Here is a 24,584-nt window from a genome sequence, read left to right as displayed (position 1 = left end):
AACTCCAGCGTGGTTATCGCGCCGTAGAATCGTGAAATCGCATTTGCGCTTATGCGACTGCTGGATTCCCCTCAGATGCGGGCGCGCTACAACCGACCCAGTTGCACGAGCCGCAGGTAGAATTGTCCGAGATCGGTGAGTAAGACAAAACCGGACCGCTCGGCGCTCCAGTACAGATCCGTACCGACTTTTGGTCTTACGAGGCCCGCTATTTGGTACTGCTTCAGAGTCTTGAAGATCGCCACATTCTCGGGCTTTGCGGCTTTGACGTTTGTTTCCTCGAATGTTGGATCGAGCTGAAACTCGTGATCCGCGCTCGGAAAATAAGTGGCAAGCGCGTGCAGCGTCTTGTCATCGACCTTGGGGTCACAAAGCCTCACGGGCTCAAGATGAGCGGCGTGAGATTTGTACAGTGGCCGCTGGTCCCAAGCTCCAAGCGCGGCCTCTGCGTATGCGTAGATCGAAGCGGCAGAGACTCGACCGCGGACATCCGCAGCGCCTCCGCGGAGCGCGCCCAATACCAAGTTCGTAAAAACGCCGTGCCCGTTAACTTCCATTGACAGCTCGTCTGAGCGGGAAGCAGCAAGGATCGTCACTCCCTCGCGCAGAACGGCTTTTTCCATTCCGCCGCTCTGGAACGGGTTGAGGTTGCCGGTCGAGCCGCTGAAGCAGCAATCGATGATAAGCAGGACGGTGTGGCACTCGACTTGTTGGCGAGATTGACGAGGTCATCCATCGCAAGTCCAGGATCGCCAGGCGTTCCCTCTTGCGTAACGAGGTAGGCTCCCGTCGACGTCGTCGAGCCGTGCCCCGAAAAATAGAACAGAACGTCGCCTTTGAATCCGCCAAAGAGATCGTCCCATGCGGTCCTCAGGGTAGCCCGGGTTACGGGCTTGGTGCCCGGGCTCGTCATCAGGCGGGTATCGAAGTTCCGAGACCGGTTGGAATGAAAGCTAATAAGTTCATCCATCGCCTTAGCATCTGCAACGCAGGCGCCGAGCGACGAGACATGATCATACTGGTTGATCCCGACCAGTAGCGCACGCTTGCTCATAGGGTATCCAGAAAGGCTTTGATGTTTGCCCAGGTCCAGCCGACGACCGATATTCCAGTGAGTTCGGCGGGCAGGGACGTAGGACGGTCATCGGTGGTGGTATAGATGCCACGCACGCGTACTCCCTCTTCCTTCGAGGTCTTGATCTCCCACAGCTGCCCCGCCGCGTTCTTGGTATTCTTGCTGACCAGGGCGATGGTCCCGTCGCAGCCTTTAATCCGTGTACGGCACTTTGTCTTCCATTGTTCGTCCCACGGCTCCTTCACGGACATGTCGACGAATTCAAATGGGCTTTTCTCGTTTTTAGCTTGGCCCACCAGATAGTCGCGAGCCCATTTGTCCTCGACCGCAAACGCAATAAATATCCTGTTCTTCGTCGCCATAATCAGAATCTCCTCTCGCAATGATTGTGGAGAAAGCCAACAGTGACGTCAAATTGCAAGAGGGGTCTTGCTGGAATACGGCGCTACACACACAACCTTGTGGCAACCAACCCTCCAGGATCGGAAATCTGCGGGAGCTGGCGCTCACGGCTTTACGCCGCTGGCTGATACAGTCTTGGAAACCACCGATCGACGACTGCGGTTGGAAATCCGAGCTTTACCGGCGAGCGCGTGGTGGACGAGGCGAGGTAGCCCTTTTCAATGAGGGAGTTGAGCACTGTCCGCGCCTGGCGTTCTTCATAGCCGGTCAGGCCGGGCGCAGCGCCTCTGGCATATTCGCCCGCCATGACCGCTTCGCGCAGCAAAGGCCATGAGCCCTTTGGAAGGCGCTTTGCGCGTATCTCCTCCTCGGTCCAGATCTCCATCCGCCTCAGCAGTTCTTCCGGCTCCAAAAGCCCGGCCATGAAGTCGACCTGATCGACGCAGGTGGTCAGGAAGAATTTGCAGAAATCAATAAGGCCGGCCATCGTAAGGTTGCCTCGGCCATCGAGATCGCCGCGGCGCGGCTCGTCACCAGCCTGCAGGTGAGCCTTGTAATCCGCAACGCGCCGCGCAAGTCCGCGTGAGACGGCCCAAAGCTCGGACCCGACGTCCAGCTCCCGCAGCAGCGCATGCGAGTACAGCCGCGTTACGCGGCCGTTGCCATCGAGAAAGGGGTGAATCCAGGCCAGCCGATGATGCGAGGCAGCGACGCCGATGATTTTCCGCAGCCTTGAGAGGTGAGGGGAAGAGTAGGCTTCAGCGAAGCGCTTCAGAAACGCCGGAAGGTCTGCCGGATCGGCCGGAATGTGCCGGCCCACCCGCACATGCTCCTTTCGAAGTTCACCAGGCACGAGTTTGATGCTGTCTTTGGTCGTGGGGTGCTCGACGACCAGCAATTCTTCGGGCAGGCGTCCACAGAAGTTTTTGTGGGTCCAGATAATGAAGTCCGCGGACACGACCGGCGAAGGCGCTTCACCACGGTCGATCATGCGCTGCACTTCGATGTGGGCGCGCGCCTCGAGCTGAAGATTGCGGCGCTCGGGTTCCTTCGCCAGGTCGTCGTTGAGCGCCCGGTCGATATCGATGGGCAGAGTGTTGTGGCCTTCGATCAGGTTCGAGTAGTAACAGTTCATCGATCGCACCAAATCGCCCACCGACGCACGCATGACGGGATGCAGGCGGCCGGCTAGGGTATTGGCTTTGGCCACTAGATCCGTCGCCAAGTCTTCAAGTTCCTGCCGATCGTCAGGCAGGAGCGGTTCCATTGCTGATACGTCCATTTGTTTTGCCGCTTTCTTTGCCGCCAAATACTACAGCAAAAACATAGATTAAGCGAATACGTAGCGGAATATTTTGCCGCTTTTATTGCCGCTTCAGCGAGCAGAAGATCCTTAATCTGGGAACTCCTTCCACTACTTTGTGGAAAATTGAGCGTATTCCCGCAAGCAGGAGTTGCGCCCTCAGTCTATGTTCTGTAAATGTTCCCTCGGGCAGGAGGGAAATTATGCCTATAAAGGTCTTTATCTCACACAAGAAAGAGGATGCCGAGCAGGCTGCCGCCATTGCGAGGCATCTTACGGTCAATGGCCTGTCGGTTTATCTCGACGTCATCGACGCGCAGCTTGCAAAAAGTGGCCCGGACCTCGCCGACTACATCCGCGACCAGATGGACAAGTGCACGCAGCTGCTGGCGGTCATCAGCGCGCAAACTCAAGCTTCCTGGTGGGTGCCGTGGGAGATCGGGGTCGCTACGGAGAAGGAGCGATTCCTTGCTTCGTTCATTTCCGGCAACGCCAGTGTGCCAGAATTCCTGGTGAAGTGGCCTTACCTGCGCACCCAGGCTGACCTCGACAAGTACATCAAAGAATCAAAGCGCGCGGAGTTGCTGGTCGAAGACCGCGTCCAAAAGGGCTACCGAACCACAGCCCGCGCACATGGCTTCCGATCGTTTCATACTTCATTGAAGGCTTCGCTCGGGCAGCCTTAGCGAACCACGCTTGGTAAGGAGACAGTATGGCTACGCCGAAAGTTGTTTTTGTTGCTTTTGCGATTGAGGATGAGACGCAGCGCGATTTCCTGAAAGGGCAATCGCTGCATTCTCGCGCCCCTTACGAATTCATCGACATGTCGGTGAAGGAGGCCTACGACAGCGGCTGGAAAGACAAGGTTCGGACGCGCATTCGCCGGTCCGACGGCGTCATTGTTCTTGTGAGCAAGAATTCCACCACGTCCTCTGGCCATGGGAAATTGCCTGCGCGAAGGAGGAGGGCAAGAAGATTCGCGGAATTTGGGCTTACAGCAATGACCGCACTGAAATCCAGGGTGTGACGACCTACACCTGGAGCGATGCCAACATCAGCAATTTCATTGACTCGCTGTAATTGAGACATGCGGAAAGCTCTGATCGTCGGTCTTGACTATTTCCATGACCTCAAGCCGCTGAGCGGTTGCGTCAATGACGCGGAAGCCGTGGCGAGTGTCCTTCGTCGAAATGCTGACGGTACAACGAACTTTACCACGCCCAAGGTGCTGACCGCCACCGGTGTCAGCAATGCTGTTACTCGCCGCGTGCTGCGCGACTCCATTGAAGCGCTGTTCAAGGACGATCCCGAGATCGCCCTTCTGTACTTCGCTGGCCATGGCTATGTCGATGCAACCGGTGGGTTTCTTTGTGCCAGTGATTGTCAGGATGGCGATGACGGCTTGGCGCTCAACGACGTGATGACTTTCGCCAAGGAATCGAAAGCTGCGAACAAGATCATTGTCCTCGACAGTTGCCATGGCGGTATTGCGGGCAATCGGCCCGGGAAAGGCAGTCTCGCGGAGATCGGGCCAGGCATGACCCTCCTGACCGCATCAACTGAAAACCAATATTCTTATGAAGGAGGCAATGGAGCGCCGGGTGTCTTTACAAACCTGCTGGTCGATGCCCTAAACGGTGCCGCCGCTAATCTGGTGGGCGATGTAACCCCCGGCAGTGTATACGCGCATATCGATCAATCGCTGGGGCCTTGGGGAGGGCAGAGGCCGGTCTTCAAGACGAACGTCAAGTCGTTCGTCTCCTTGCGCAAAGCTGCGCCGCCGATTGCTCTCGAAGAGCTTCTGCAGCTGGCCACGCTGTTTCCGCAACCCGGATATAACTTCCCACTTGACCCGTCGTATGAGCCCGAAAGGTCGCAGGAACAACGGGAAGACCCGAGCATTCCGCCGCCTGACCCTGCCAAGAATGCCATTTTCAAGGTGCTGCAGAACTATGTGAGAGTAAACTTGGTTCGCCCTGTCGGTGCTCCTCATATGTGGCATGCGGCAATGGAGAGCAAGTCATGCGAGCTGACAGTCTTGGGAGAGCACTATCGGCGGTTGGTGGCGGACAATCTGATCTAACGCATGCGAGGTGAGGATGTCCAAAACGCAACTCCATGAATCCTTCGCTTCATTGCTGGAAGAACTTGCCGCGCTTGAGCATCAACGTTGGGCTCACTGGCAGAAATACGTGCATGAGAAAGGCCGCCGGCAGCCCGACGGATCACTTGTCTTACCGGCAGACCTGGTCTCGCGCTGGGAGCGTCAGTTCAATACCTTTTACGCGGACTTGACGGACGAAGAAAAGAACAGCGACCGGGACCAAGTAAAGAAATACCTACCAATTCTTGAGCGCTGGCTAAGTCAGGCCTGTAAGGAAAGCGATGGTGATGTCTGAATCGTTCAAAACGTTTCGTGATCCGCTACTTTCTCTCTACCAATCTGCCGTCACCGAAGTTGCCAAGAAAATCGATAGTACGAAAACAGCCAACCCAATGAGCCGTGCCGGGTTGCAGCGATCTATGCTGAGCACCCTCCCGGACATTGCAGCCGACATCGCACAGCGCGAGTACAATCGCTCCATCGGCGCAGTTGAGCCCCGTTCTCAAGCAGCGCCCGCCGCACGAGAGCTATCCAAGGCGGGCATTGCTCAAGTCTGCGCGGAATGGGGGTGGCGTTACTTAAAAGCTCAAACGTCACGCGACGAGCAGGCCATCGAGCAGTTGAAAAACGAGTTCAAGGCCGGGACCTGCGATCCCGCATGGATCACGACGTTGGAAGAATACCGGGGCTATTTCGAAAACGGCAAGCGCAAGGCGATTCCGTACATGCGCGCCGCCACCGTCGGGCCGAAGACAATCGAGATCAAGGCTAACGCCCGGGTCGCTCTGATGGGCGATTGGGGCACCGGGGCGCCGCCCGCGATCGAAATCTTGCAGTGCATCGCCGACGAAAAGCCGGACGTTGTGGTCCATCTCGGCGATATTTATTACTCCGGGACACCTGCGGAGTGCCAAACCAACTTTCTGGACCCAGTGAATGCCATCTTGCGCAAAGACAAACAGCTCCCCGTGTATTCGCTGTCGGGCAACCACGACATGTACTGTGGGGGCGTGGGCTTTTATGGCCTGATCGGGGAGCTCAACCCTGCGCCCATGACGCAACCGGCGAGCTTCTTTTGCCTGCGATCAGCTGATGAGAAATGGCAGTTCTTGGCGATGGATACCGGACTGCACGATGACAATCCGGTCACTGTCGCCGGCGCAGTCACCTACCTTGAAGACGACGAACTGGCGTGGCATTGCGACCGCATCAGAGAGTTCGACGGCCGAACCATTCTGCTCTCGCATCACCAGCTGTTTTCGGCATTTTCGCCGATCGGTCCAGCGAACCCCGAAGGTACGCGATCGGCTGTGAATCCTTCGCTGCTGAAGGCCTTTCAGAAAATGACCGAGACTAAGCAGGTAGCCGCCTGGTTCTGGGGCCATGAGCATACCCTCAGTATTTACGAGCCGTTCACCGGGTTGAAGCGCGGCCGGTGTGTGGGGCACGGCGCCGTACCCGTGTCCGTCATTGACGAAATCTATAAGCCGCTTTCCGATCTCGATAACGCTCCATCCTTAATCGATCAGTCTCACCTTGCCACGCGGGGAGGTGTCTACAATCACGGTTATGCGGTCCTGAGCCTACAGCCCGAGCTATGCCAAGCCGAGTATTATCAGGCGACCAGCAAAGGCCGTGAACTCATCTACCGCGAGTCGATATCATAACGATCGTCACGAAGAGCGACCGCGGAACTCCTGAACCTTTATTTCTGCGGGACGAATTACTTTGTCGGCGAGATCGGCAATTAACTGTTTCTGATCGGTATAGCGGTGGATGGTCAAGAATGTTGGCCTGCGCTGGTAAAAGTCGAACATCCCCGGCTCCTCTTGTGTTGCGAGAATGATTGGTTGCACGGGCACTGAGGGGAGATCCGGCACAATCGCTCGCAGCTCGTGGAGCACGGATTTGGCATCAGAGACGTCCGCAATCACAAATCTCGCCATTCTCGCGAGCAGCGTGATTGTTTCGTCCGTATCGCGGGCTCTCGGTTTATCAAAGTCATACAGGATCGGCAGGTAATCACGCTTGCGCAGTTCCTCACGAAGCGCGTTGAGAACGTCCATTCGTTCATTTGTAAAGCGACCAAGGATCAGCACTACCTTGGAGGTAATCGTGTCGATCACATCGCGGATCTTCTGATTGCTGAGCATGAGGTAGATGAACTGCGCGACCTCGATGTTGTCGACCGTTATCGTGGGCTCATCGTCAGGTGCTATCACCAGGTTCTGCTGTTTGGTCCCCTCTAGCTTCAGGCCCCACGCCGATATGCCGTAAATCATACAGCCGGTGAGATCTGCGCCCGAGAGGTCGGTATCCACCAGCACGGCGGTTTCGAGCCATGCCCCGTTGAGTTTTGCCTCCACCAGATGCGCCTCGCGCAAGTCCGCTCCGTTGAGGTTAGCCCCGCGGAGGTCTGCGCCATCCAGGTTTGCCGGGAAGAGGTCAGCCGAGCTGAGGTTCGCGCCGCGTAGGTCGGCCTTACGGAAATCCGCCAGCGCCATCCTCGTCCTGCTGAGGTCTGCCCCGCACAGATTGGCCCCGCACAGACGCGCAAGACGGAGGGTAGCTTCGCTGAGCTTTGCCTTGCTAAGGTTCGCGCCGCTAAGGTCTGCCCCGCTGAGCTTCGCCTTGCAGAGATCCGCTTCGCTGAGGTTCGCTCCAGTGAGGTCGGCCGCATCGAGGTCGACACCGGTCAGATCGGCCCCAGCAAGCTCCGCGCGGATCAGGGTCGTCGCATTGAAGTTTACTCCCCTGAGGTTCGCCCCGGGGAGGACAACCCCTGTCAGGTCCGCTCTGGCGAGGTCCGGGCGGATGTTGACATTCTCCTTGCGCCACGTGTTCCAGGCGGACACGCCCTTGTAGAGCAATGCGAGGTGCTGGTCATTGGCCATGGAGGTCACTCTGTTGCTCGATGAACCTGATCTGTCACGATAGTCTCAGACAGTCCGGCCGTCGCCAAGTATTGAGCAAGGCGGGACGATCGACCTGCAGCATCCGTGGAAGCCAGAAAACGACCGTTTGAAACCGGCCACCTTTATCTATCGGTCGCACGACTGGTTGCTTTCCGCTTTAGTATGGATCGAGCTCAGCGTTCCCGCTGAAAGTCTGCGCACCCGGCCGGTAAGGTCGGGGTGAATAGGCCCACAGCGCGTGCCGGCAAGGGCATCCACGCGCATCCCAAGGGGAGCCCTCGCGCGGAGCCTCCCTGTGCCTGCCCGCTGAAGACTGCGGGCCTCGAATTCTCCCGACCGGCCGCGATGGCGCAGCCGTTAACCAACGGGAGAAACTCAAATGCTCAATGACACCCAAGCCGACAAAATCCGGAGCCTCAACGACAGCTTCCGGCGCAACCTGGTCATTGGCGGCACCGTCCTGCTCACCCAGGGCGTGGCCTGCCTCGAACCGGATCTTCTGGCCGAGTTGCTCGAATCGGTGCGCAAGTTCGACAGCTTCACGCGGGATAACGATCCGCACGGCGAGCACGACTTCGGTTCGATCGACCTCGGCGCTGACCGCTACTTCTTCAAAATCGACTACTACGACCAGACCGGCACCATGGGCTCGCCTGACCCGGCCGATCCGACCGTCACACGGCGCGTGATGACGATCATGCGCGCCGACGAATACTAGGAGGCGCCGACATGACCAAGATCCTCAACGTCAACGACCTCTGCGACGCCATCAGCGGCTCGACGCTCGATGATGCCACCCAGGGCATCCTGATTGTCACTCTAGCGACATCCGTAGCCATCGCCGCCAAAGTTCTGGCCGACCACTACGGGGTCATCTCCGAGCACGCCGAATACGAAAGCGGCTTCGGCGGGCTCTGCGTCAATTTTCGTCCCGCTTATGATGGTCAGGAATGCCCCGACGTGATCGATGAAGGCGACGAGGGCGGCGATTGGCCGTGAGCCGCATAGCGGCCATCAAAAAAGAGCGCCCGTGGGCGCTCTTTTCAGTCGTTAGACAGTTCCTCTCGGCAGGCCGATGATCTTGCCGCCAATCTTGGCATCCTGCGGAATCGATGTGACCTCAGTGCCGGTATTCGATGTGACACCGGACGTGAACCTGAATATTGGCCCGGCGGAACTGCCCTTCAATCGGCTCGCACTTTGGACAGCCGAAGACGGCGTGCGCATACAAAAATTGCGGATGCGCCGCCCGCAATCCGCCACGAACGATGCGGACCTATTCATCGAGGTGCTGTGTGCAGCGCAAGGCAAGAAGACAATTGAAGTGCTCGCTTACGCGAGGCAATTCATGACGACCGGTCATCCCGGTCAAATGGCGCGAGCGCTAATGATTGCTGGGTTTTGCGATGCAAATGAAACGTCGTCACAACTATTCAATGACCCTCGTCTCGATCTTGGTTTTCTCGCGCAGGCCAAGGCAGCCGCGCAAGCGGCCTACGATCGCAATATCTGGGCAAGGCACGGGTACACGCTTGCTTGTGCGGCGACCGACCCTGCGGAATATTGGCGATATTGCGCGCTGATGATCCGTGCTGCCGACGGGCGTTTTGTTCTTTGGTTCGATCCGGAGCACGATCTTACTGACAAGACATTGCTTCCCTTTGCTTATTTTGCACACGACAGTCTTAAAGATCGTTCCAAGGACAAGAGTAAAGACCGCGGCGAAAAACTGTTCGGCGCACGTCCTCCCTCGAAGGAAACGCTCTCGGAGGTCATCAAAATCACGGACAGAACGGTGCAGCTCGGCAGCGTTCAGCCCCATAACTTGAGCGGACGAAGCCGGTCCTCTGTTAATAGACTGACTCCGAGCATACCTCAGAGGAAGGAATCGTCCCCTGCGGGGATCACGCCCGGCGCTCAAAGGCATACTGAGCCGGGCAGTCGCGACTTTGCGGACTTTGTGACGGGGTCAGGAGCCAAAAGCTAATGATCGCTACCAAAATCCCCGAAATGAACGCTTGGCTGAACCCCCTCGACCAGGACTCCCGAGGGTAACCGCTATCAGCGTCGTCCTTCATGTCTTGCTCCATGACCGTATTACTAAAACAGAACACGGTCAAATTAACCCTGGAGCTCCTAACGATTGGTTACTCGCGCCTAGCAGTCTTACTTCTTCAGGCGATGATGTTTCCGGACGGCGATGGCTCGATAGAGCTTCACCTTCTTCAAAAAGACGTCCGGTAGGCTGGCGATGACGTCGGCCAGGGTCTCGAATTGGGCCAACTGCTGATCGTTGACCTCAGCCTTGGTGGGAAGCACGAGACTGGGATCGCTATACCGTTTCTCGCGATTTAGGATGCCCTGATACAGCTTCGCGTCGAGGGATCTGATATCCGCTTTGGACAGGCCTCGGTCGAGATATTGGCCGTAGACGCGATGGACAAATTCGAACGGGTTCTCTGACTTATCAGCTCGGTTCTCGAAAAGCTCGGGTGGGCTAGGGGGCGCGGAGCGTGTGAGGTTATCCAGCGCTTCGGTCAAGGCCACGGTCGAGCGGACAAGAATATCCAGCTTCTCCGCATATACTATGTCATCAGATTCTTCGATGCTACGCGCGAATTCGGCAAGCTGGTTGACGGTGGCATCGCGCGACGAAATCGCTAACTTGCGAAGCGAACGCTCGAGCGAACCGCCAGCCGCAATGGGTGACTTCGCGGCGTCCCCCGCCTCTTTGGAATGTCCTGTTTCGCGGCGCTTTCGGGAATTTGGCACGCCCGCTCCGGCAAGGTGGCGGCAGAATCCGAGATGACCCGTGAAGGAGAGGAGCCTCCACAGCCGACGAGACCCGCAAAGAAATTGCGTCCCCCTCCTGGCGCTAGTTTCCGCCGCCGAATTCCTTGCGCACAGGATACGCTGTCACTCTTGAATCGCCAGAGTCCAAAAAGCAAGACCGAGCCAGACGTAGTTTGCCCGTGAGTGAGGGATGTGTCGCGAATTATCGAGTCTTTTGAATCGGGTACGTTCAATCCTGCATCCCTGAAATTTTTAATCCTGACTCATTTTTGTACGCGTCGAGAGCTCAATCAGGTACGCAGGGCCGCGTCGGCGAGGCGGTACATACGCTGATTCGGTAGAGCTGACGCCGGAATGTAAGAAGCCACTTTTAGTAGGCGACGGCGGGCTCGGTGCTCGGGCTTGGATAGCAAAACCTTCCCAATCCTTCCGCCTCGATTCCCAACCCTTCCTGTGCAGCGGATCGATCGCTTTCGGTACACCGGAATCTCCTCAACCCATAAACAGGAGATACCCATGAAAGTCATCACCATCGGTAAGAAGCTGGTACCCGTCGAACAGGTCGCCTTCGTCGAGCCGTTCGATCCCGCCGCCAATCCCGAGTTCAAGCCCGAGAAGGACTACAAGGGGGCGGATCGTCATGCTCAATCGGGATATCGTGCTCACCGAGCAGAAGTGGCGGGACCTCGCAGGACGCGAGCAGAGCAAGCTGTTGCTCATCGAACCTGAAACGGCGATCACTGAGATCGTTGGCGCCAAGGCCAAGATGGTCAAGTCCGCCAAACGGCCGACAAAGCGACCAGGCAGAGGACGCAATGGCTCCTGCAGGATGGAAGCGTTCCGAAGCTAGCTCTGCCGTTAAGACAAATGTTCGAGCCCCTGCCGGGTAAGCACGTCATGCATCGCAATCTCCTTTGGAGTCAGTCGACAGGGAAGAATTCAGTCCAGGGGGAAAGACCGCGCGTGCGCCAAAGCTCGCGCAGCAGTTCAGCCGTCAGCCATGGGTCGTTGTGGATCAACGGCGGAAGGATGAGGCGGACACGGTCCACCTGCTCGCGCTCAAACCGGACGCGGTACCAGTGCGGATAGGATTCGCAGTGGCTCACCACGCGCGTGAAGCCCTCGAAGCGCAACTCCGCGTCGTCGTTGATGATGTAGGCCGGCACGCTGCTTCCGATGGCGATCGGATGACCAGATGAGTTAGCTACCGGATTGCCCATCGCTCAGTAGTCCGATCGCAATTGGCACTGCGCACCTCGGACATCGGAACGGATCGAAGCCGGGCAGTTCGGGCAAGCCACCGAAGTCGGGGCGTCAGGGCGCGTATAGTGGCGATGGCAAAGGCTGCAATGGCCACGGTATTTCACGGGCTCGCGCCCACGATCGACGGGAAGCAGCGGAGCGGGGTGGATGTCAGACGACATAGCCGCACCCGGTCGAGCTAGAGCAACCAATCCACGTGTGGTCCCGGATTATCGGGATCTATGATATGCGCGCGTGTCTACTTCCGAGCAGGATCATGCCGCCCAAGTTGACGCACTTAAGGCCGCGGGCGCCGTCAAGGTCTTCGCTGAAAAGATAAGCGGGGTAAGGGCCGATCGGCCACAAGCTTGCTCGTGCTATCGCCGCACTTGACCCAGGCGATGTGCCCGCTGTAACTCGCATTGACCGCCTGGCGCGCAAAAGCGCAAGGCCGACGGTTTGGGCCGAGGCGAAGCTGAGTAAGGAGCAGATCGCACATGCGCGGGATCTGCAGAACGAAGCGCGAGGCCTGCGCGAGATCGGGATGCGCTCGGCTGCCACGCATCGACCGTATCGCGAGCCCTGCAAGAAGAGATGTCGGCATGACCGCGATCAGCCTGCAACGCATCGACCTGGAGCGCAACATGTAGCGCTTCTACAAACTAGATGTTCAGCAAACGCTGTTCGGCGAATGGTCGTTTTCGCGAAGGGGGCGGCTTGAGCGGGGGGACGCGTCTGCATCCAGGTGTGCAAGACGCGCGGCCCGGCCGATATGGCATTGGTGTCGGTTTGGACGCAGAAGCTCAAGAAGGGCTATCGCTAGCAATATCTAACGAGGATATCTCCGCCATTGAAATAAGTGCGACGTGGCCCGGCCACCCCGGCAATAGAGCTAGAGGGCGACCAGCTCGGCGAGCTTGGCTGCGACATCCGCCATCGGTTCTTCTGCGGTGCTCAGGCCGCTTCGCGAGGCGAGCAGAGGGCTAACTTCGCGGAGAGCTTCATACGTCGTCTGGTGCACAACGGGAACGAGACGCTCACCAGCGAGGAGTGCCGAAAGTTCTTTGTCGGCGATGCCTTCTGTTGGGAGGCGGCGCAGCAGCGCAGGGGTCACCAGCACGATCCCAATCCGCGAGTTCGCCAGGCCCTTGTCGATGGCGCGGAGCAACGGCACACCGAGGCCAACGTCCTTCTCGCTGAACCAGACCCTGACACCGCGTGACTCGAGCAGATCGTGTAGTTCCTTGGCGGCCCCCTGCCGATCGTCCCACGCATGGCAAAGAAAGACGTCCCGAAGGTCCAGAGAGGCTTGCTTCTCGACGTTCTCGCGGACTGGCGTGAGCGCCCGCACCTCGGCAGGCGTGTACGTCACGGACGAACCCGCTCGCGACCATCTCGGCCTTACGCGGCTGCCAGACCCGCCGCCGCTGCTGCGCCGCCCCCGCCGCCGCCCGACGAGGAGTAGGACGGGGTGTAGGTCGGGGAATAGGATGGGGTATAGGACGGGTACGACCTGAAGCCGCGATAGCGGCCGCGGCATGCAGGGCAGTTCGCTGCAGCGCTCGCTGAGCGATGCCCTTCTACTGGTGCTGTGCATCTAGCCATTTTCCACCATTCTCGATCATTGGTTGATAGTTTCACGATCTAGGTCGCGAGAGCACCAGGCTCTTCAGTCTTCTTCTTGCGAGTGCGCGGTTTGGCGGCCGCTGGCGGCGGCATCCGAAGTTCTGCCCGATTCCGAGCTTAGCAGCAGCTGGCGCGCGTAGATGCGGGATGCCTCTTCGACGGCCGACCGGGTTGAGAAGATCGCCAGATAGGCTGCGTGCAGGAAGGCGATCACAAAAACGGGCAGCAGATCAAGCGGGCCTTGCTGAAGCCACAGGTAGGCGGCGCTGCCGATGACGATCAGGACGTTCATAAGCAAGGCCGGCCACTTGAGCGCAAACAGATTGCGCCGGTTGCCATAAGTGATGTTTTCGTTGAACAGGATGTCGAACTTCTTCTTGCTGCGCGTATTCTCACGCAGCCAATTGCCGGCGCGCGCGTAAAAGTCGTCCGCGGTTTCAGGGGCGGCGGCCTCCTGTTCTGCTGCCGCTGCCGGCTAGGCCAGCTTTTCGGACAGGAACGCATGCATCCTGGCTTTGGTCGCTGCGTCAAACGTCGTGTCGCGGTGTCGCAGCATCGTGACGCTTGGCAGGCCGCCCATCTGCTCGATCAGGCGCGGCTCTATGGCCTTGCCTCTCCTTCTGGCGACGTCGGCGAACACCATCAGCAGCACGGCCAGGGCGGTGCCCGCAATGGCCTGCACCAGCCTCACCTCCTTGCTCGCAATTACCGCCCAGGCCAGCGCGATGGCAGGGGCGGCTGCGATAACGGCCGGGAAGAGACGGGCGTAGAGGGTGTACTTGTCGAATTTCGGGAGTACTTTAATCATCGTCTTCAACATCCGGGGTGAACGGGATGACGGGGGCATCCTGAACACCCGCGCGCCTGTCGTACTCGTGGACGAAGTTGATCCAGCCTCGGTGCGTCGCGTAGACGTGGTAGCCGCGGCGCGTGAACGCATTGGCGACCTTCTTGCGCGGGTAAATGTCGGCATTCTTGCCCATCGACGCGACGGCGTTCCCCTGATTCTCGGCGGGGTATTTGCCAAGCCAGCGATTGAGCACCGCGGGCGTCACGTTGCGGCGGCTGCCGTGGTGGGGAATCTGCACCAGCGTCGGTTGGATCAGCAGGCTGATCTGCTCGGCGTAGTCGGCCGCCTCAGCGAGTCCTTCGGGGCCAACATCGGCGGTCAGCAACACGCGCTTGTTGCCGAAGGAAGCCCACTGCACCACCGAGGTCTCGTTGGAGGCCGAGGTAGCCGGCGGGTTGTTGTCGAGGGTCTCGAAGTCCAGGCGCTCCAGCACCTTCTCCGCGACGTCGGACACGGTCTTTATGAGAGAGCCGAGAATACCTCTGGATTCGCTCGCATACGACGGCGGGGTCTTATCGAGATCGGGGATCAGCGCGACGTAGCGCGCGCGACTGGGTGCGAGAACCGTGAACGCGCCGATCTGTGCGCCTTGCAAGGGCGCCTTGATTGCGATGCCGCGCCTGTTGGCGATCTTCTCCATCTCGACCAGGTACGGATGCATCTCGCGCATCTTCTTGATGAGCCCCTCGCGGGTGTAGGCGCCGTGGAATTTGTCGATGACTTCATCGACGTAATCCCAGGGCTTGTTCATCCAGAGGGTCGAGATGGTAAACGCCTCGTGTTCCAGCACCTTGATGAGGCCGGGGGCATGGTCGTTATCGGCGTGCGAAAGGACCACGTTGGCGATCGTGGCGTCTTTGGCGTGATACTTCTCTATGTGCTCGATGATCTGGTCCCCGGTTTCGGTGAAGCCGCCATCGACAACGTTCAGCCAGAATCCGCTTTCCTTGGTCTCGCCCCATTTCACAATGATGGCGTCACCGCTGCTGTCACCAGGACGGAGAAAATCAATCTCGTAGGGCAAGGCACACTCCTTCGTTCGGCCGCCCTTACGGGGCGGTCGTCGGGTCGGTTTCGAAGACGGGAAAAACTCGGGCGAGTATCCCTATGGTGGTGGGGGATATGGTGAACATCGTGGAACAGCACAAGGCCACCTTCATCGCGGCGCAGACGCCGGGGATTTTCCCGAGGCTGCCGATGCCTGTCTCCTCAGTAATGACCGTGTAGCCGTTGACCTTGGTGAGCGCGATGACGAACGGGTCGGCTCCCAGCACTGCCAAGCGTAGTGGTGGCGCTTAAACATCGTCGGGCTTCAGGTCTTCTATCCGGTATTCGCCCGCCTCAATCCGTTTGTCATGCGCTTCATGGGCCTTGATCCCGTCGTTCAGCACAAACAGGAAGGCCAGAGCCCCGTTGATCCTGATCGGCCGATCGTACCCGGTCTCGGAATCAAAATAATGGGCATCCAGTGCGTTCATGACATCGGCGATGGCCTTCAGCGCGTCGTTGACCTGCTTCCGGCTCGCCGGGGCAAGTGGGGTTGCCGGCGCGCCTGTCGCCAGCGCCAGGTCAATGTGACCAATGTGCCGGTTGCGCCAGTCGCGGCAGAACTTGGTGGCGCCAAGCGCTTGATCTACGAGGGTCGTGATCTTCGCTTTGAGGGCAGCGTCGTCGATGAGGCCCGGCAGGTTGCGGATGGTGAGGTTGTCCTTGCCCAGGCTCTTCGGCGAGTCAGTGATGCGCGCGAGATGCATCAGACGGCTGTCCCAGAGTTCTTCCTGCAACATATGGAAGAACGCCGGGGCGGCCTGGTTCATCAGGTCGATGCGAGAGGGCTTGGTCCCGAACAACTCTTTATATTCCGCCCAGTAGAGGTGCAGGACAGCCAGCTCTTGCCACAGCGCTGAATACTGCGTGCCCAACGCTTCGCCCATTGCATCGATGTTGCGTTGCTTGATCCGTTCTGCCGTGTGGTGCTCCGTCACGACTTGTCTCCCATTATGTCCGACCTAGTCCAATGTTAGCGCTTCGGACGCCGGTCCAAACTCGTGGTAATGCAGCAACATGGATTTCAGCGAATACATTGTCTACATCGATGAGAGCGGTGATCACGGCCTCACCAACATCAACCCGGATCACCCGGTGTTCGCCCTGGCTTTCTGCGTGGTCGAGAAGGCGAAATACATCGAAAAAGTCGTCCCTGCGATTCAGCGCCTGAAATTCGATTCTGGGGCCACGACAGCGTCGTCCTGCACGGCCATGAAATTCGCAAGGCAACGGGCGATTTCAACTTCCTGCTCAATGCCAAGACACGGGCGGCATTTATCGACCGCGTGACCCAGTTGATGGGCGAGGCCGAATTCACGCTCATTGCCGCCGTCATCGACAAAGCCGCCCACGTCAAGAAGTACAGCGACCCGGCCGATCCCTACAGCATTGCCCTTGGCTTCTGCATGGAGCGTCTACAGGTCTCGTCGCTGCACTCGGTCCCGCGTGCCGCCGTCGGCGTCGCTATGCTCACGCTCCCGCGGGTGCCATTTTCCGCTCAGGCGATGCGCCCTTGGCGCACGCCTGATCGGGGCCTGCGGCCCTCGGCACCCTAAGGCCAGGTTCCTTGAAGGTTGAGCTAGGTCGAGCACTCGTCGAGGGCAAGCAGATTGTCATTCCAGACTCCATCTGCATGGCTCTGAATGAATTTCCGTCCCGAGGGCTTTTTCGTACGGCAACCCAAGCGGTCGAATTACCTTCTTGCGTGTAGAACCTGTGCTGCTTGTTCTCAATAAAACGAACAACGTCTTCTACCTTCTCCCTCCATCTTCCGCCTTCGGGCTTGGGCCCACCGACATCCGTGATGTGCTCATGCCGGCTCATACGGTTCGGCTTGTGAACACAATCAATGCGGTAACTGGCCATGGTCTTGCTTTCCATTCAAATTGGGGGCGAGGAACCAGTTCGTCCCGACGACAAAAAAGCTGGGTCGCTGCGGTCGGAGCAAGCACGATTGCTTACTCAGCGTGGGGCTCCTGCGAATGCGTCGAACACTGCCGGCGAATTGCCATTCAGATGACAGCCAGCAATATCGAGACCGCGTGGAGGTCTTTGGCCTGCTTCGTCATTGAAGTCTTTCCTAGGGAGGTCGAAACGACAATCTCGCAATGCAGATCTCTCGAACGGTCCTCGATCTCGGGCGCAAACAGATGCTTGAAAGATCATTCAATGCCGCTCCCGCCCTAAGGTACACGCTACATTCCGTCGCGAATGTCTTCGCCCTGCCTGTCCGGATTTTAATCCGCTATCACACACATGATGCAGATTTCCGGCAAATTCGTCTCTCTTGCCGCTGCCGATCATTATCGAATTGGGATACACAGAATTGATCCGAAGCTCGTGACATGCCGGTATGCCGAAGTCAGCCACGGCCGGTCCAATGTCGTGACGTCCACCGAGCTTGGGAGCCGTCGAATTCATATTCATAGCTGCCTTTGCGAGGACCAAGATTGCAAACGGAGCCCGAGAGTTTGGCAGACCGATTGCTGGTTCGGTCGACTGCTTTACTCGGGGACAAGCGAAACGAAACATAGAAGTTGGCTTGCGGGTCAAGAACAACCATGGGTAATGATGGGGGTCGGCTTACCCACCGGTGAAAATAAATGACTCAATCCCGCATTCTTGCTGTTTGCGCCGTGGCGCTAACAACTGTGTTTCTCTCTTCTCCAGCGAGAGTGCAGCAGGCACAACCAGCGCAAGGTGACGGGCAGAACCCTGCGGTGTCGCAATCGATATCTGGCGAGCCGCGATCCGATCCTTCGATTCAAAAGCCAGCGCAGTCGACGGGCGCTGGCACCCCTGCGAGCGTTCAGACCACGCCGAGCGATCCTCAGAAGCAGTGCGTGAAGCCCGGAGAGTTCGCCATCGAACTTCGATCTGGTCGCAATCCGGTAGGCGCACCAATCGTGCTTGCCACGAACTTCTTGCCCACAAACCAGCGCGTTGACGTCGGTGTGCGCGCGCCGTTCGTCGATGGCGTACGTTATTTCGCTGGTATCGACTACGGAGACGAAACCTACCTTTTCAAGCGGCAAGACGTAGTCACGCACCGCGCAACGGAATCGGACGCGCTGGTCAAGAAACATCTGCTCGAGCCCGACCAGACCATCGTCACATTGAACATGGGAGACGATCTGGCTTGGTTTTGGAGTAGAGTCGATCTTTATCTTTACACCTGCAACAGCCCGGTTGGTCAGTCTCCTTGGCGCGTCTCGTCCGTAAGCGTCCGCCTCAGTCCGTATTGGTTCAGCATCGGCGCCGTCCTTGTCGAAGTGCTGGTTCTCTACCTCTGGATAGCCTTTGCGCTCCGCAAGAACGATCACACGTTGGGATCCTTCCTGCGCGCGATGAACCCCGCGCAAGTCTCGGCGGGGGCGGACGGAAAAGGAAGCCTGTCGACGTTCCAGACGCTGGCCTTCTCCCTTGCAGTTGCTGCTCTGATCTCGCTGCTTTTGCTTCAGACAGGAACGTTGGTCGATCTCTCCGGATCGATCCTGACGCTCCTGGGCATCAGCGGCATCGGCGCCACTATAGCCAAGGGCACTGATAGCCAACGGAACACGCTGTCGGCGGAAAACCGCGCATGGCTACTGCGACGCAATTGGCTTCCGATGGCCAAGACGATCGTCGACCCGTCAAACGCGACCTGGCGTGACTTCTTCTCCACGGACGGTGTCTTCGACGTATATCGCTACCAGAGCTTCATTTTTGGGCTGGTCGTGATCGGAGGCTTGATCGCGGCAGGCGTGAATCAGCTCTCGACGTTCGTTGTTCCGGATACGATCCTGGGTATCGTTGGACTTAGCCAACTCGTCTACATCGGCGGCAAGCTGGTGACGCCAACCAACATTTCCGACCTCAATACCGCTATTTCCGGTCTCCGTTCCGATGAGCAGAAACTCAAGGCTGCCGCGGTGGCTGCCAAGCAGGGGCGGGTGGCGAGCCTGGCAGAGGCGATCCCGCTCGTCGGCCAAAGCACCTACGATGCATACCGTCAGAAGGCTAGGGACGTCGCCGCCATCTTCACCGATGCGACCGGCATCATCGTCGCAGATGCATCGCTCGAACCTCTCGTCACGGGATAAAGGAAGACCGAAATGGCTAAGAACATCCTGGTGTTCGCGGATGGCACGGGTAACGAAGGCGGTCTCCTGCCGGACGAGAGTCGCACGAACGTCTACAAACTCTATCGGGCAACGCGCACCGGGCCTGAAACGATCATCGACCCGAACAAGCAGTTGGCGCTCTACATTCCCGGTATTGGGACGCCGATACCCGGACATAACAACAACAGCTGGGGCGGGGTAAAAGAGACGGCTCAGCAGATGTTCGGATTCGGCATTACGAAGAAGATAATCGATTGTTACGTCGCAATCGTCGGCGTCTGGGAGCCGGAAGACCGTATCTACCTATTCGGTTTCAGCCGCGGCGCCTACACCGCCAGGTGTCTCGCTCACGTGCTCGAGCTATGCGGTATTCCGACGAAGGAGCGGAATGGCCAGCCGATCAGTCTCGATCCGAGTTCGTTGAGGAGAGTCGCCAAGGACGCGGTATCCTCCATCTACTGGCGTGGGATGCCCAGGGACGGCGCGAAGGCGGAAAAGAGAGCAGCCCAGTTTCGCGATGCCTACCGTTCACAGGTCGGGCGCTCGGCAGGGGCCTCCACCTATTTCATCGGGATTTGGGACGCCGTCGCCGCGATCGGCTGGCAACGCTTCTTTCCCGACTGGGCTTATGATCGGCATTTCCCATCAGACATCCAATACGCGCGGCATCTGCAATCGATCGATGAAGGCCGAAAGGACTTCAAGCGGGTACCCTGGGGAGGAAGCGGTACCGTAAAGTGGCCGGATAGACACGGCGAGCCGGAGCAATTCGATCAGATCTGGTTCGCCGGAAATCATGCCGATATTGGCGGAAGCTATCCTGAGAACGAGTCGCGCCTGTCGGACATTACGTTGGCCTGGATGGTGGAGTTCATCACCGAGAAGATTCCGGGGGCAGGTCGAGTCATCGTCGACAAGAACTTGCTAAGATTATATCCATCGGCCGATGGCATGATGCACGACGAATGTATGGTGGGAATGGGCGGGACTGCGCTTAGATGGGCGAAGGCGGTTCGGGAGGTGCCCGATACGGCGCAACTTCACTCCACGGTCTACGAGCGGCTGGCAATGAAGTCGGTACGCAATTTCACGAGCTTCGGGCCCTACCGACCTGTCGCGCTGCAAAACCATCTCAAAGCAAAAAAATACTTCGAAGCCTCAACCAGAGGAGGCGACGACGCGATCGAATCCGACTCCGCGGATAAGCTCAGCGCCCCGCCAAGTGGTGCTGTTTCGACCTGATTGGACTTATAAGCTGTATTGTCCAGCGCGCTTGTTAGGAAGCTTAGGGCTCATCTCGCGCCTTTGCCGACTAAGAGTTGATTCGTGGTTTCGTGAAAGTCTGCGCGTCGTTCCCATCTGGCGCAGAATTTCTGAGTTGGATGCCCCGAAATCAGGGAACTTCGACTTTGAGGGGCGATAATCTTGCCCGAGACGGAGGGGGACGAAAGCTGCGGGCCGAATCTTTTGCGGGCAGAGACCTGAGAGGGGGCCGTTTGGCCTCTGCACCCATGAATTGGCTTAAGCGCGACAACCGCTCGCCAAAGGGATCCGGCAAGGGGCGCATGGGATCGACCGTGCCGCTGTTCCCATGTGAGGTGCGATCTTGCTTCCACGTGGTCGCTTGATCCGTGTGAGGCAATGCAGGCCGGCCGAGCTCGTTCGCATGATGGAGATGCCCGAAGTTTCTTGGTGACCCACCGTTGGCCGGCGTCTTATCGATGGCCCGCGGCGTGACTTTGGACGCTGACCGCGTTTGATCTGGGAGATGCCGAGCTGCGTGATAGGCGATCGACAAATTGAGGATGGTTGGCGTTGTGCGGCCCGGACAAACGCGCTTGCTTCCTGCGACCGTGGCCGACTCGCGTCATGATCGTACGATCCGTCCTGCCTTTGACATCCAACTAGATGAGAGAGTGTTCCGCGAACATCCCAAATGGGACTGTCCCTAGCACTGCGTTTCACTAAGAGTTGACGCAATATGCCGACATTGGTGTCGCTTTCAGCCATGTGAAGCTTGGAGGAGGCGCGCGCCAACTGATTTGTTGGGACTCAAATGCTCGATGCTCGCCAGGGAAGCGTCCCTATCTACCAGTCGGCGATGACTCCTAAGGAGTACTCGTGCGTCCTCATTGCGCTCGACTTGATAAGCCACCCAGCCATTTTGCTCGATCGAGACGGCTCAGTCTTGGCTGTGAGCGGTAAGGCCTCAAAGGTCTTTGACAGTGAGTTCTCCGTGCATGGCCGGCGGATCTATGTGGCAGACTGTCAATCGCGAATGAAGCTCGAAGCGCTGCTGGATCGCGCCCGGCTGGTCTCGGAGCAGCAAGGGCCCTCAGTTTCACATCTCGCAGTCAATCGTGCCAGTCGTCGACCGATCGTGATGGAAGCTATCCTGCGAAGTTCTGGATCCAGCAGTCTGCCTTGTGAAGTGAGCGTTGTCCTTCTGCTGACGGACCTAGATGAAATGCCTGTCATTTCACAGGCATCTCTCATGGAAGTCTTCGGCTTGACGCCCGTCCAAGCGCAACTCGCATCGCTGTTGGCAAAGGGAAAATCGCTGGATGAAATCGCACGCGAGATGAACATCTCTTCAGGAACAGCCAGAAACCATCTCAAGGCTGTATTCCTTCGCACCGCGACCAGGCGCCAGGGCGAGTTGGTCTCGCTGTTATCTCGGCTACGATAAATGTACTTCAGACGCAGGACACAATGCAAAGCACACAGATTCTGACCTACCAATTATGTCCGTGTTCGGTTCGATGCCGCCGGTTTATCATTTTCTTTGCAGGGGACGTTTCGCCCGACCGTCTTGGGGCGCCATGAACGAGCCGAATTGATAGGGAGCAGCTTTCACCCCGAAGGACGACGAGTGACACGAATGACGTGATGTTTAAGCGTGCGCGGGCTGGTCCCCGTTCCGTCAGGCCGAATTTCGACACCGAGTCGCTGATGCTCATCGTACTATTCAGCACGGCAGGCCTCATTCTGTCGCTCGCCCTAGCTTTCAACTGGCCAGAAGTGACTGTCGGCTATCTGGAGATGGTCCCTTAGCCGCGCACTTGCGTGCAATCTTTGCAACGCAAGTACCTTTCCAACTCATGCACCGGCGTCGTCTTCGGCCTGCGGATGATCTCTAATGCGACCGTTTGATTCGTGTCGCAGCCCAGGCAGCGAACCTCAAGGTAGGGGTAGCCGCCGTTGATGGCATCATCGATCGTCGGCGATGGTTGTGCCGGTCCCTTGTAACCGAGCATCCGGTTGTTCCACGCCTCGCAAGCCAAGCGGTCAGCTACTTTGCGCGCTTCCTTTGGCGCGTTCGGCGGACATGCGTATGGTCATGCCGAAAAGATATTCGCGGGACTTGGTGGTCATGCCAGTAGGAAAGCGTGCCGGCGACTGGGGCGCAAATTATCAATCAGTGGGGTGCGCAGGGGACCGCAAGCTACCGCTTATCGCGGATGTGAATAAGTCACTGAGGAGGTCGGCGTCGCCAAATATGCTGATGAGCGCGTTGTGTCAGTCAAGCCTGCCGACCACCACGGAAGGTCAATCGAAAAAATTGCGCCAAGATTCGTGCACCCTTTCAATGGGATACAACCATGAAGCAGGCATCACCGATCATCCGCACTTTCTTCCCTAAAGTGCAAGTGTGAATAGGGAGGCGACAACTATCTGATATTGTTCGAACAATTGCTTCGTTCCCATATCTTGTTGCTAATTTTTGACAAGCCGGTCAAATCAAACAGTGACGGTTCGCCGCTGGTCCAGGAGTCTAAACTGGAGGACCATGCCGTGCGTCGATCCCCTAGATTGAAAGTGAAGATACTCGGAGCTTCTATCAGTGCCGAAGGAGTAATCGGAATTGTAGGGGTAATCACGATACTGGCGGTGTTGTGCGTTCTGTGTCGTTTGGCGAGCGCGGGTATGGCGCAGCGCTTCTTCAATTGAGTGTAGGGACGATGACAATGCTGACTATCGCCACCCTGATCGAAGATTACTTAAGCGACCCAACGTCAAAATATCATACGCTCAGCTATCGAGTGCGCCTCGATAGCGGACGATATCTGTCCCGGATCAAACGGGATCGAGGCAACCAGCTTGTGAGCGGAATAACGCGGCGCATGTTGAACTACTGGTACAAGCGCTGGTCTGAAGGAGGCGAGACATCCGGTAGGCCATTCATCTCGCAACTCCGCGCGATAGTTTTTCACGGCATTTTACAGCGAGAGGAGGCCGAGTGTTACCGCCTGATGCGTATATTGAATACGTTTGAGCTTCCTACCGTGCCTGCGCGAGACGTTCGACTCACGTTCGCCCACGCTGAGGCCATAATCAAAACAGCTTATCATTGTGGCTGGTACTCAATGGCACTTGGTCAAGCCTTCCAGTACGAATTGCTCTTGAAGCAGAAGGATGTCATCGGAGAGTGGATACCTGCCCAGGAATTGAGGGGTAAAAGCGATGTTTGTCACGGTGGCAAGTATTGGACCTCTGGAATAAGGTGGGAAGAAATCGACGATCAATTTGTCCTTAGGCACCCGACAAGCGGTCGGGAGCGGCACATTAATGTTGATCTGAAACGCGCGCCGCTGGTCATGCAAGCACTACGAAGCCAAGTTATTTCATCGAAGCCAGTTCCTTTGCTGCGAAGTGAATGGCCTATCCATGGTCCGGTTATGATTTGCGATGTAACCGGCCTCCCATGGATTGCATCAGAATATCGGAGGAAGTGGCGAATACTCGCTGATGGAGCGGGTGTCCCAAAGGCTGTCAGAAATATGGACAGTCGTGTGGGCGCAAAAATTGTTTCAATAGCAGGGCGCGACATCCTCGTATTCGAGCGGCACCGGCCCGGCTCTCTCGATTTAGTTGAAATCCGGTAGAACAACGTTTGGAAGGACAATGACGCGGGCGATTGCTGCCGCGCGATCGGAAGGATTGGTATGATTGAGAGGAATCGATGGTTACGTGCCCAATTTGTGATTCTGAAGCTGAAGCACTCCCGAAAACTGGAGACTCTGAGTGTCTGTCCGGGAACATCTTGAATCATCGGAATCATTTGTGATTCAAGGGTGGCGGTCCGATTTGAAGGGGCGCCGATGTGGACGAAGGAGAGCC

At 57.7% G+C, this 24,584-nt stretch carries 29 protein-coding genes and 2 pseudogenes; 16 read left to right on the top strand and 15 right to left on the bottom strand.

The features are described from left to right. Positions 1-86: 86 nt before the first annotated feature. From QQL28_RS38245 to QQL28_RS38230, 4 genes are all read right to left on the bottom strand, one after another. On the bottom strand, positions 87-623 hold the full coding sequence (locus tag QQL28_RS38245) for a hypothetical protein (protein ID WP_284273976.1): 537 nt from the start codon (positions 621-623) through the stop codon (positions 87-89). Then, positions 593-1,054, bottom strand: coding sequence for a caspase family protein (locus tag QQL28_RS38240; RefSeq protein WP_284273975.1), 462 nt, complete (start codon positions 1,052-1,054; stop codon positions 593-595). The genes QQL28_RS38245 and QQL28_RS38240 overlap by 31 nt, the downstream gene beginning before the upstream one ends. Further along, positions 1,051-1,437 (bottom strand): TIR domain-containing protein, encoded by a 387-nt coding sequence (locus QQL28_RS38235; protein WP_284273974.1) that lies wholly within the window; start codon positions 1,435-1,437, stop codon positions 1,051-1,053. Before QQL28_RS38235 ends, QQL28_RS38240 begins: the two co-directional genes overlap by 4 nt. Before the next feature lie 152 nt (positions 1,438-1,589). Beyond that, positions 1,590-2,744 carry a Fic family protein gene (locus QQL28_RS38230; RefSeq protein ID WP_284273973.1) on the bottom strand — a complete coding sequence of 385 codons (1,155 nt, stop codon included), beginning with the start codon at positions 2,742-2,744 and terminating at the stop codon, positions 1,590-1,592. A 239-nt stretch (positions 2,745-2,983) separates the two neighbouring features. Here QQL28_RS38230 and QQL28_RS38225 point away from each other — a divergent pair, with 239 nt between their 5' ends. From QQL28_RS38225 to QQL28_RS38205, 5 genes are read left to right on the top strand one after another with little or no spacing between them, the layout of a single operon-like run. Continuing rightward, entirely contained in the window at positions 2,984-3,466 is a 483-nt protein-coding gene (locus QQL28_RS38225) for a toll/interleukin-1 receptor domain-containing protein (RefSeq protein ID WP_284273972.1), read from the top strand. A 26-nt stretch (positions 3,467-3,492) separates the two neighbouring features. Then, on the top strand, positions 3,493-3,807 hold the full coding sequence (locus QQL28_RS38220; protein ID WP_284273971.1) for a hypothetical protein: 315 nt from the start codon (positions 3,493-3,495) through the stop codon (positions 3,805-3,807). A 60-nt stretch (positions 3,808-3,867) separates the two neighbouring features. After that, on the top strand, positions 3,868-4,863 hold the full coding sequence (locus QQL28_RS38215; RefSeq protein WP_284273970.1) for a caspase family protein: 996 nt from the start codon (positions 3,868-3,870) through the stop codon (positions 4,861-4,863). 16 nt (positions 4,864-4,879) lie between these two features. Further along, positions 4,880-5,179 carry a hypothetical protein gene (locus QQL28_RS38210; RefSeq protein WP_284273969.1) on the top strand — a complete coding sequence of 100 codons (300 nt, stop codon included), beginning with the start codon at positions 4,880-4,882 and terminating at the stop codon, positions 5,177-5,179. Then, positions 5,172-6,551 (top strand): metallophosphoesterase family protein, encoded by a 1,380-nt coding sequence (locus QQL28_RS38205; RefSeq protein WP_284273968.1) that lies wholly within the window; start codon positions 5,172-5,174, stop codon positions 6,549-6,551. Before QQL28_RS38210 ends, QQL28_RS38205 begins: the two co-directional genes overlap by 8 nt. Positions 6,552-6,557: 6 nt before the next feature. Here QQL28_RS38205 and QQL28_RS38200 read toward each other — a convergent pair whose 3' ends face one another. Further along, positions 6,558-7,778, bottom strand: a complete 1,221-nt coding sequence (locus tag QQL28_RS38200) for a pentapeptide repeat-containing protein (protein WP_284273967.1) — start codon at positions 7,776-7,778, stop codon at positions 6,558-6,560. A 400-nt stretch (positions 7,779-8,178) separates the two neighbouring features. Between QQL28_RS38200 and QQL28_RS38195 the strand changes: the two genes are divergently transcribed. The 3 genes from QQL28_RS38195 (at position 8,179) to QQL28_RS38185 (ending at position 9,786) form a co-directional block, all read left to right on the top strand. Then, positions 8,179-8,517 (top strand): DUF3768 domain-containing protein, encoded by a 339-nt coding sequence (locus QQL28_RS38195; protein ID WP_284273966.1) that lies wholly within the window; start codon positions 8,179-8,181, stop codon positions 8,515-8,517. Between the two features lie 11 nt (positions 8,518-8,528). Continuing rightward, complete coding sequence (locus QQL28_RS38190) at positions 8,529-8,798, top strand: hypothetical protein (protein WP_284273965.1); 270 nt, start codon at positions 8,529-8,531, stop codon at positions 8,796-8,798. A gap of 115 nt (positions 8,799-8,913) precedes the next feature. After that, positions 8,914-9,786 carry a hypothetical protein gene (locus tag QQL28_RS38185; protein WP_284273964.1) on the top strand — a complete coding sequence of 291 codons (873 nt, stop codon included), beginning with the start codon at positions 8,914-8,916 and terminating at the stop codon, positions 9,784-9,786. Between the two features lie 179 nt (positions 9,787-9,965). On the opposite strand, the gene QQL28_RS38180 is transcribed toward QQL28_RS38185, so the two are convergent. Beyond that, positions 9,966-10,571: a hypothetical protein gene (locus QQL28_RS38180; protein ID WP_284273963.1), complete on the bottom strand. Its 606-nt coding sequence runs from the start codon at positions 10,569-10,571 to the stop codon at positions 9,966-9,968. Positions 10,572-11,108: 537 nt separating this feature from the next. On the opposite strand from QQL28_RS38180, the gene QQL28_RS38175 reads away from it, so the two are divergent. After that, complete coding sequence (locus QQL28_RS38175) at positions 11,109-11,321, top strand: hypothetical protein (RefSeq protein WP_284273962.1); 213 nt, start codon at positions 11,109-11,111, stop codon at positions 11,319-11,321. Positions 11,322-11,512: 191 nt separating this feature from the next. Here the strand turns inward: QQL28_RS38175 and QQL28_RS38170 are convergent, their stop codons facing one another. Further along, positions 11,513-11,812: a hypothetical protein gene (locus QQL28_RS38170; RefSeq protein WP_284273961.1), complete on the bottom strand. Its 300-nt coding sequence runs from the start codon at positions 11,810-11,812 to the stop codon at positions 11,513-11,515. A 277-nt stretch (positions 11,813-12,089) separates the two neighbouring features. Here QQL28_RS38170 and QQL28_RS38165 point away from each other — a divergent pair, with 277 nt between their 5' ends. Beyond that, entirely contained in the window at positions 12,090-12,227 is a 138-nt protein-coding gene (locus QQL28_RS38165) for a recombinase family protein (RefSeq protein ID WP_284273959.1), read from the top strand. 499 nt (positions 12,228-12,726) lie between these two features. Here the strand turns inward: QQL28_RS38165 and QQL28_RS38160 are convergent, their stop codons facing one another. From QQL28_RS38160 to QQL28_RS38135, 6 genes are all read right to left on the bottom strand, one after another. Then, entirely contained in the window at positions 12,727-13,206 is a 480-nt protein-coding gene (locus QQL28_RS38160; RefSeq protein ID WP_284273958.1) for a toll/interleukin-1 receptor domain-containing protein, read from the bottom strand. A gap of 297 nt (positions 13,207-13,503) precedes the next feature. Further along, positions 13,504-13,752, bottom strand: coding sequence for a hypothetical protein (locus QQL28_RS38155; protein WP_284273957.1), 249 nt, complete (start codon positions 13,750-13,752; stop codon positions 13,504-13,506). A gap of 183 nt (positions 13,753-13,935) precedes the next feature. Then, positions 13,936-14,280: a hypothetical protein gene (locus QQL28_RS38150; protein ID WP_284273956.1), complete on the bottom strand. Its 345-nt coding sequence runs from the start codon at positions 14,278-14,280 to the stop codon at positions 13,936-13,938. Next, on the bottom strand, positions 14,261-15,334 hold the full coding sequence (locus QQL28_RS38145) for a ComEC/Rec2 family competence protein (RefSeq protein WP_284273955.1): 1,074 nt from the start codon (positions 15,332-15,334) through the stop codon (positions 14,261-14,263). The genes QQL28_RS38150 and QQL28_RS38145 overlap by 20 nt, the downstream gene beginning before the upstream one ends. Positions 15,335-15,359: 25 nt before the next feature. Then, positions 15,360-15,584 carry a DUF4411 family protein gene (locus QQL28_RS38140; protein ID WP_284273954.1) on the bottom strand — a complete coding sequence of 75 codons (225 nt, stop codon included), beginning with the start codon at positions 15,582-15,584 and terminating at the stop codon, positions 15,360-15,362. 21 nt (positions 15,585-15,605) lie between these two features. Further along, complete coding sequence (locus QQL28_RS38135; protein WP_284273953.1) at positions 15,606-16,295, bottom strand: AbiU2 domain-containing protein; 690 nt, start codon at positions 16,293-16,295, stop codon at positions 15,606-15,608. A gap of 79 nt (positions 16,296-16,374) precedes the next feature. Between QQL28_RS38135 and QQL28_RS38130 the strand changes: the two genes are divergently transcribed. Further along, a complete protein-coding gene (locus tag QQL28_RS38130; protein ID WP_284273952.1) occupies positions 16,375-16,647 on the top strand; it encodes a DUF3800 domain-containing protein in 273 nt (90 codons plus the stop codon). Between the two features lie 8 nt (positions 16,648-16,655). Then, positions 16,656-16,913, top strand: coding sequence for a hypothetical protein (locus QQL28_RS38125; RefSeq protein ID WP_284273951.1), 258 nt, complete (start codon positions 16,656-16,658; stop codon positions 16,911-16,913). Between the two features lie 23 nt (positions 16,914-16,936). On the opposite strand, the pseudogene QQL28_RS38120 reads toward QQL28_RS38125, so the two are convergent. Next, positions 16,937-17,223: pseudogene (locus QQL28_RS38120) on the bottom strand (DUF3892 domain-containing protein). 737 nt (positions 17,224-17,960) lie between these two features. Between QQL28_RS38120 and QQL28_RS38115 the strand changes: the two are divergent. From QQL28_RS38115 to QQL28_RS38105, 3 genes are all read left to right on the top strand, one after another. After that, positions 17,961-19,442 (top strand): hypothetical protein, encoded by a 1,482-nt coding sequence (locus QQL28_RS38115; RefSeq protein ID WP_284273950.1) that lies wholly within the window; start codon positions 17,961-17,963, stop codon positions 19,440-19,442. Positions 19,443-19,454: 12 nt separating this feature from the next. Continuing rightward, complete coding sequence (locus QQL28_RS38110; RefSeq protein ID WP_284273949.1) at positions 19,455-20,705, top strand: phospholipase effector Tle1 domain-containing protein; 1,251 nt, start codon at positions 19,455-19,457, stop codon at positions 20,703-20,705. Positions 20,706-21,519: 814 nt separating this feature from the next. After that, positions 21,520-22,152, top strand: coding sequence for a helix-turn-helix transcriptional regulator (locus QQL28_RS38105; protein ID WP_284273948.1), 633 nt, complete (start codon positions 21,520-21,522; stop codon positions 22,150-22,152). A 364-nt stretch (positions 22,153-22,516) separates the two neighbouring features. Here QQL28_RS38105 and QQL28_RS38100 read toward each other — a convergent pair. Continuing rightward, positions 22,517-22,838: pseudogene (locus QQL28_RS38100) on the bottom strand (hypothetical protein); the annotation flags it as partial. Positions 22,839-23,431: 593 nt separating this feature from the next. Here QQL28_RS38100 and QQL28_RS38095 point away from each other — a divergent pair. Further along, positions 23,432-24,349, top strand: coding sequence for a hypothetical protein (locus QQL28_RS38095; RefSeq protein ID WP_284273947.1), 918 nt, complete (start codon positions 23,432-23,434; stop codon positions 24,347-24,349). The last annotated feature ends 235 nt before the right edge of the window (positions 24,350-24,584 follow it).

This window comes from Bradyrhizobium iriomotense, assembly GCF_030160715.1.
GTDB classification, from domain to species: Bacteria; Pseudomonadota; Alphaproteobacteria; order Rhizobiales; family Xanthobacteraceae; genus Bradyrhizobium; species Bradyrhizobium iriomotense.
This window is presented reverse-complemented; position numbering and strand designations above follow the sequence as displayed.

Coding starts and splice junctions, on each gene's coding strand:
- QQL28_RS38245 (WP_284273976.1), bottom strand. CDS start 623: ATGGAAAAAGCCGTTCTGCGCGAGGGAGTGACGATCCTTGCTGCTTCC.
- QQL28_RS38240 (WP_284273975.1), bottom strand. CDS start 1,054: ATGAGCAAGCGTGCGCTACTGGTCGGGATCAACCAGTATGATCATGTC.
- QQL28_RS38235 (WP_284273974.1), bottom strand. CDS start 1,437: ATGGCGACGAAGAACAGGATATTTATTGCGTTTGCGGTCGAGGACAAA.
- QQL28_RS38230 (WP_284273973.1), bottom strand. CDS start 2,744: ATGGAACCGCTCCTGCCTGACGATCGGCAGGAACTTGAAGACTTGGCG.
- QQL28_RS38225 (WP_284273972.1), top strand. CDS start 2,984: ATGCCTATAAAGGTCTTTATCTCACACAAGAAAGAGGATGCCGAGCAG.
- QQL28_RS38220 (WP_284273971.1), top strand. CDS start 3,493: ATGGCTACGCCGAAAGTTGTTTTTGTTGCTTTTGCGATTGAGGATGAG.
- QQL28_RS38215 (WP_284273970.1), top strand. CDS start 3,868: ATGCGGAAAGCTCTGATCGTCGGTCTTGACTATTTCCATGACCTCAAG.
- QQL28_RS38210 (WP_284273969.1), top strand. CDS start 4,880: ATGTCCAAAACGCAACTCCATGAATCCTTCGCTTCATTGCTGGAAGAA.
- QQL28_RS38205 (WP_284273968.1), top strand. CDS start 5,172: ATGTCTGAATCGTTCAAAACGTTTCGTGATCCGCTACTTTCTCTCTAC.
- QQL28_RS38200 (WP_284273967.1), bottom strand. CDS start 7,778: ATGGCCAATGACCAGCACCTCGCATTGCTCTACAAGGGCGTGTCCGCC.
- QQL28_RS38195 (WP_284273966.1), top strand. CDS start 8,179: ATGCTCAATGACACCCAAGCCGACAAAATCCGGAGCCTCAACGACAGC.
- QQL28_RS38190 (WP_284273965.1), top strand. CDS start 8,529: ATGACCAAGATCCTCAACGTCAACGACCTCTGCGACGCCATCAGCGGC.
- QQL28_RS38175 (WP_284273962.1), top strand. CDS start 11,109: ATGAAAGTCATCACCATCGGTAAGAAGCTGGTACCCGTCGAACAGGTC.
- QQL28_RS38170 (WP_284273961.1), bottom strand. CDS start 11,812: ATGGGCAATCCGGTAGCTAACTCATCTGGTCATCCGATCGCCATCGGA.
- QQL28_RS38155 (WP_284273957.1), bottom strand. CDS start 13,752: ATGAACGTCCTGATCGTCATCGGCAGCGCCGCCTACCTGTGGCTTCAG.
- QQL28_RS38150 (WP_284273956.1), bottom strand. CDS start 14,280: ATGTTGAAGACGATGATTAAAGTACTCCCGAAATTCGACAAGTACACC.
- QQL28_RS38130 (WP_284273952.1), top strand. CDS start 16,375: ATGGATTTCAGCGAATACATTGTCTACATCGATGAGAGCGGTGATCAC.
- QQL28_RS38125 (WP_284273951.1), top strand. CDS start 16,656: ATGGGCGAGGCCGAATTCACGCTCATTGCCGCCGTCATCGACAAAGCC.
- QQL28_RS38115 (WP_284273950.1), top strand. CDS start 17,961: ATGACTCAATCCCGCATTCTTGCTGTTTGCGCCGTGGCGCTAACAACT.
- QQL28_RS38110 (WP_284273949.1), top strand. CDS start 19,455: ATGGCTAAGAACATCCTGGTGTTCGCGGATGGCACGGGTAACGAAGGC.
- QQL28_RS38105 (WP_284273948.1), top strand. CDS start 21,520: ATGCTCGATGCTCGCCAGGGAAGCGTCCCTATCTACCAGTCGGCGATG.
- QQL28_RS38095 (WP_284273947.1), top strand. CDS start 23,432: ATGCTGACTATCGCCACCCTGATCGAAGATTACTTAAGCGACCCAACG.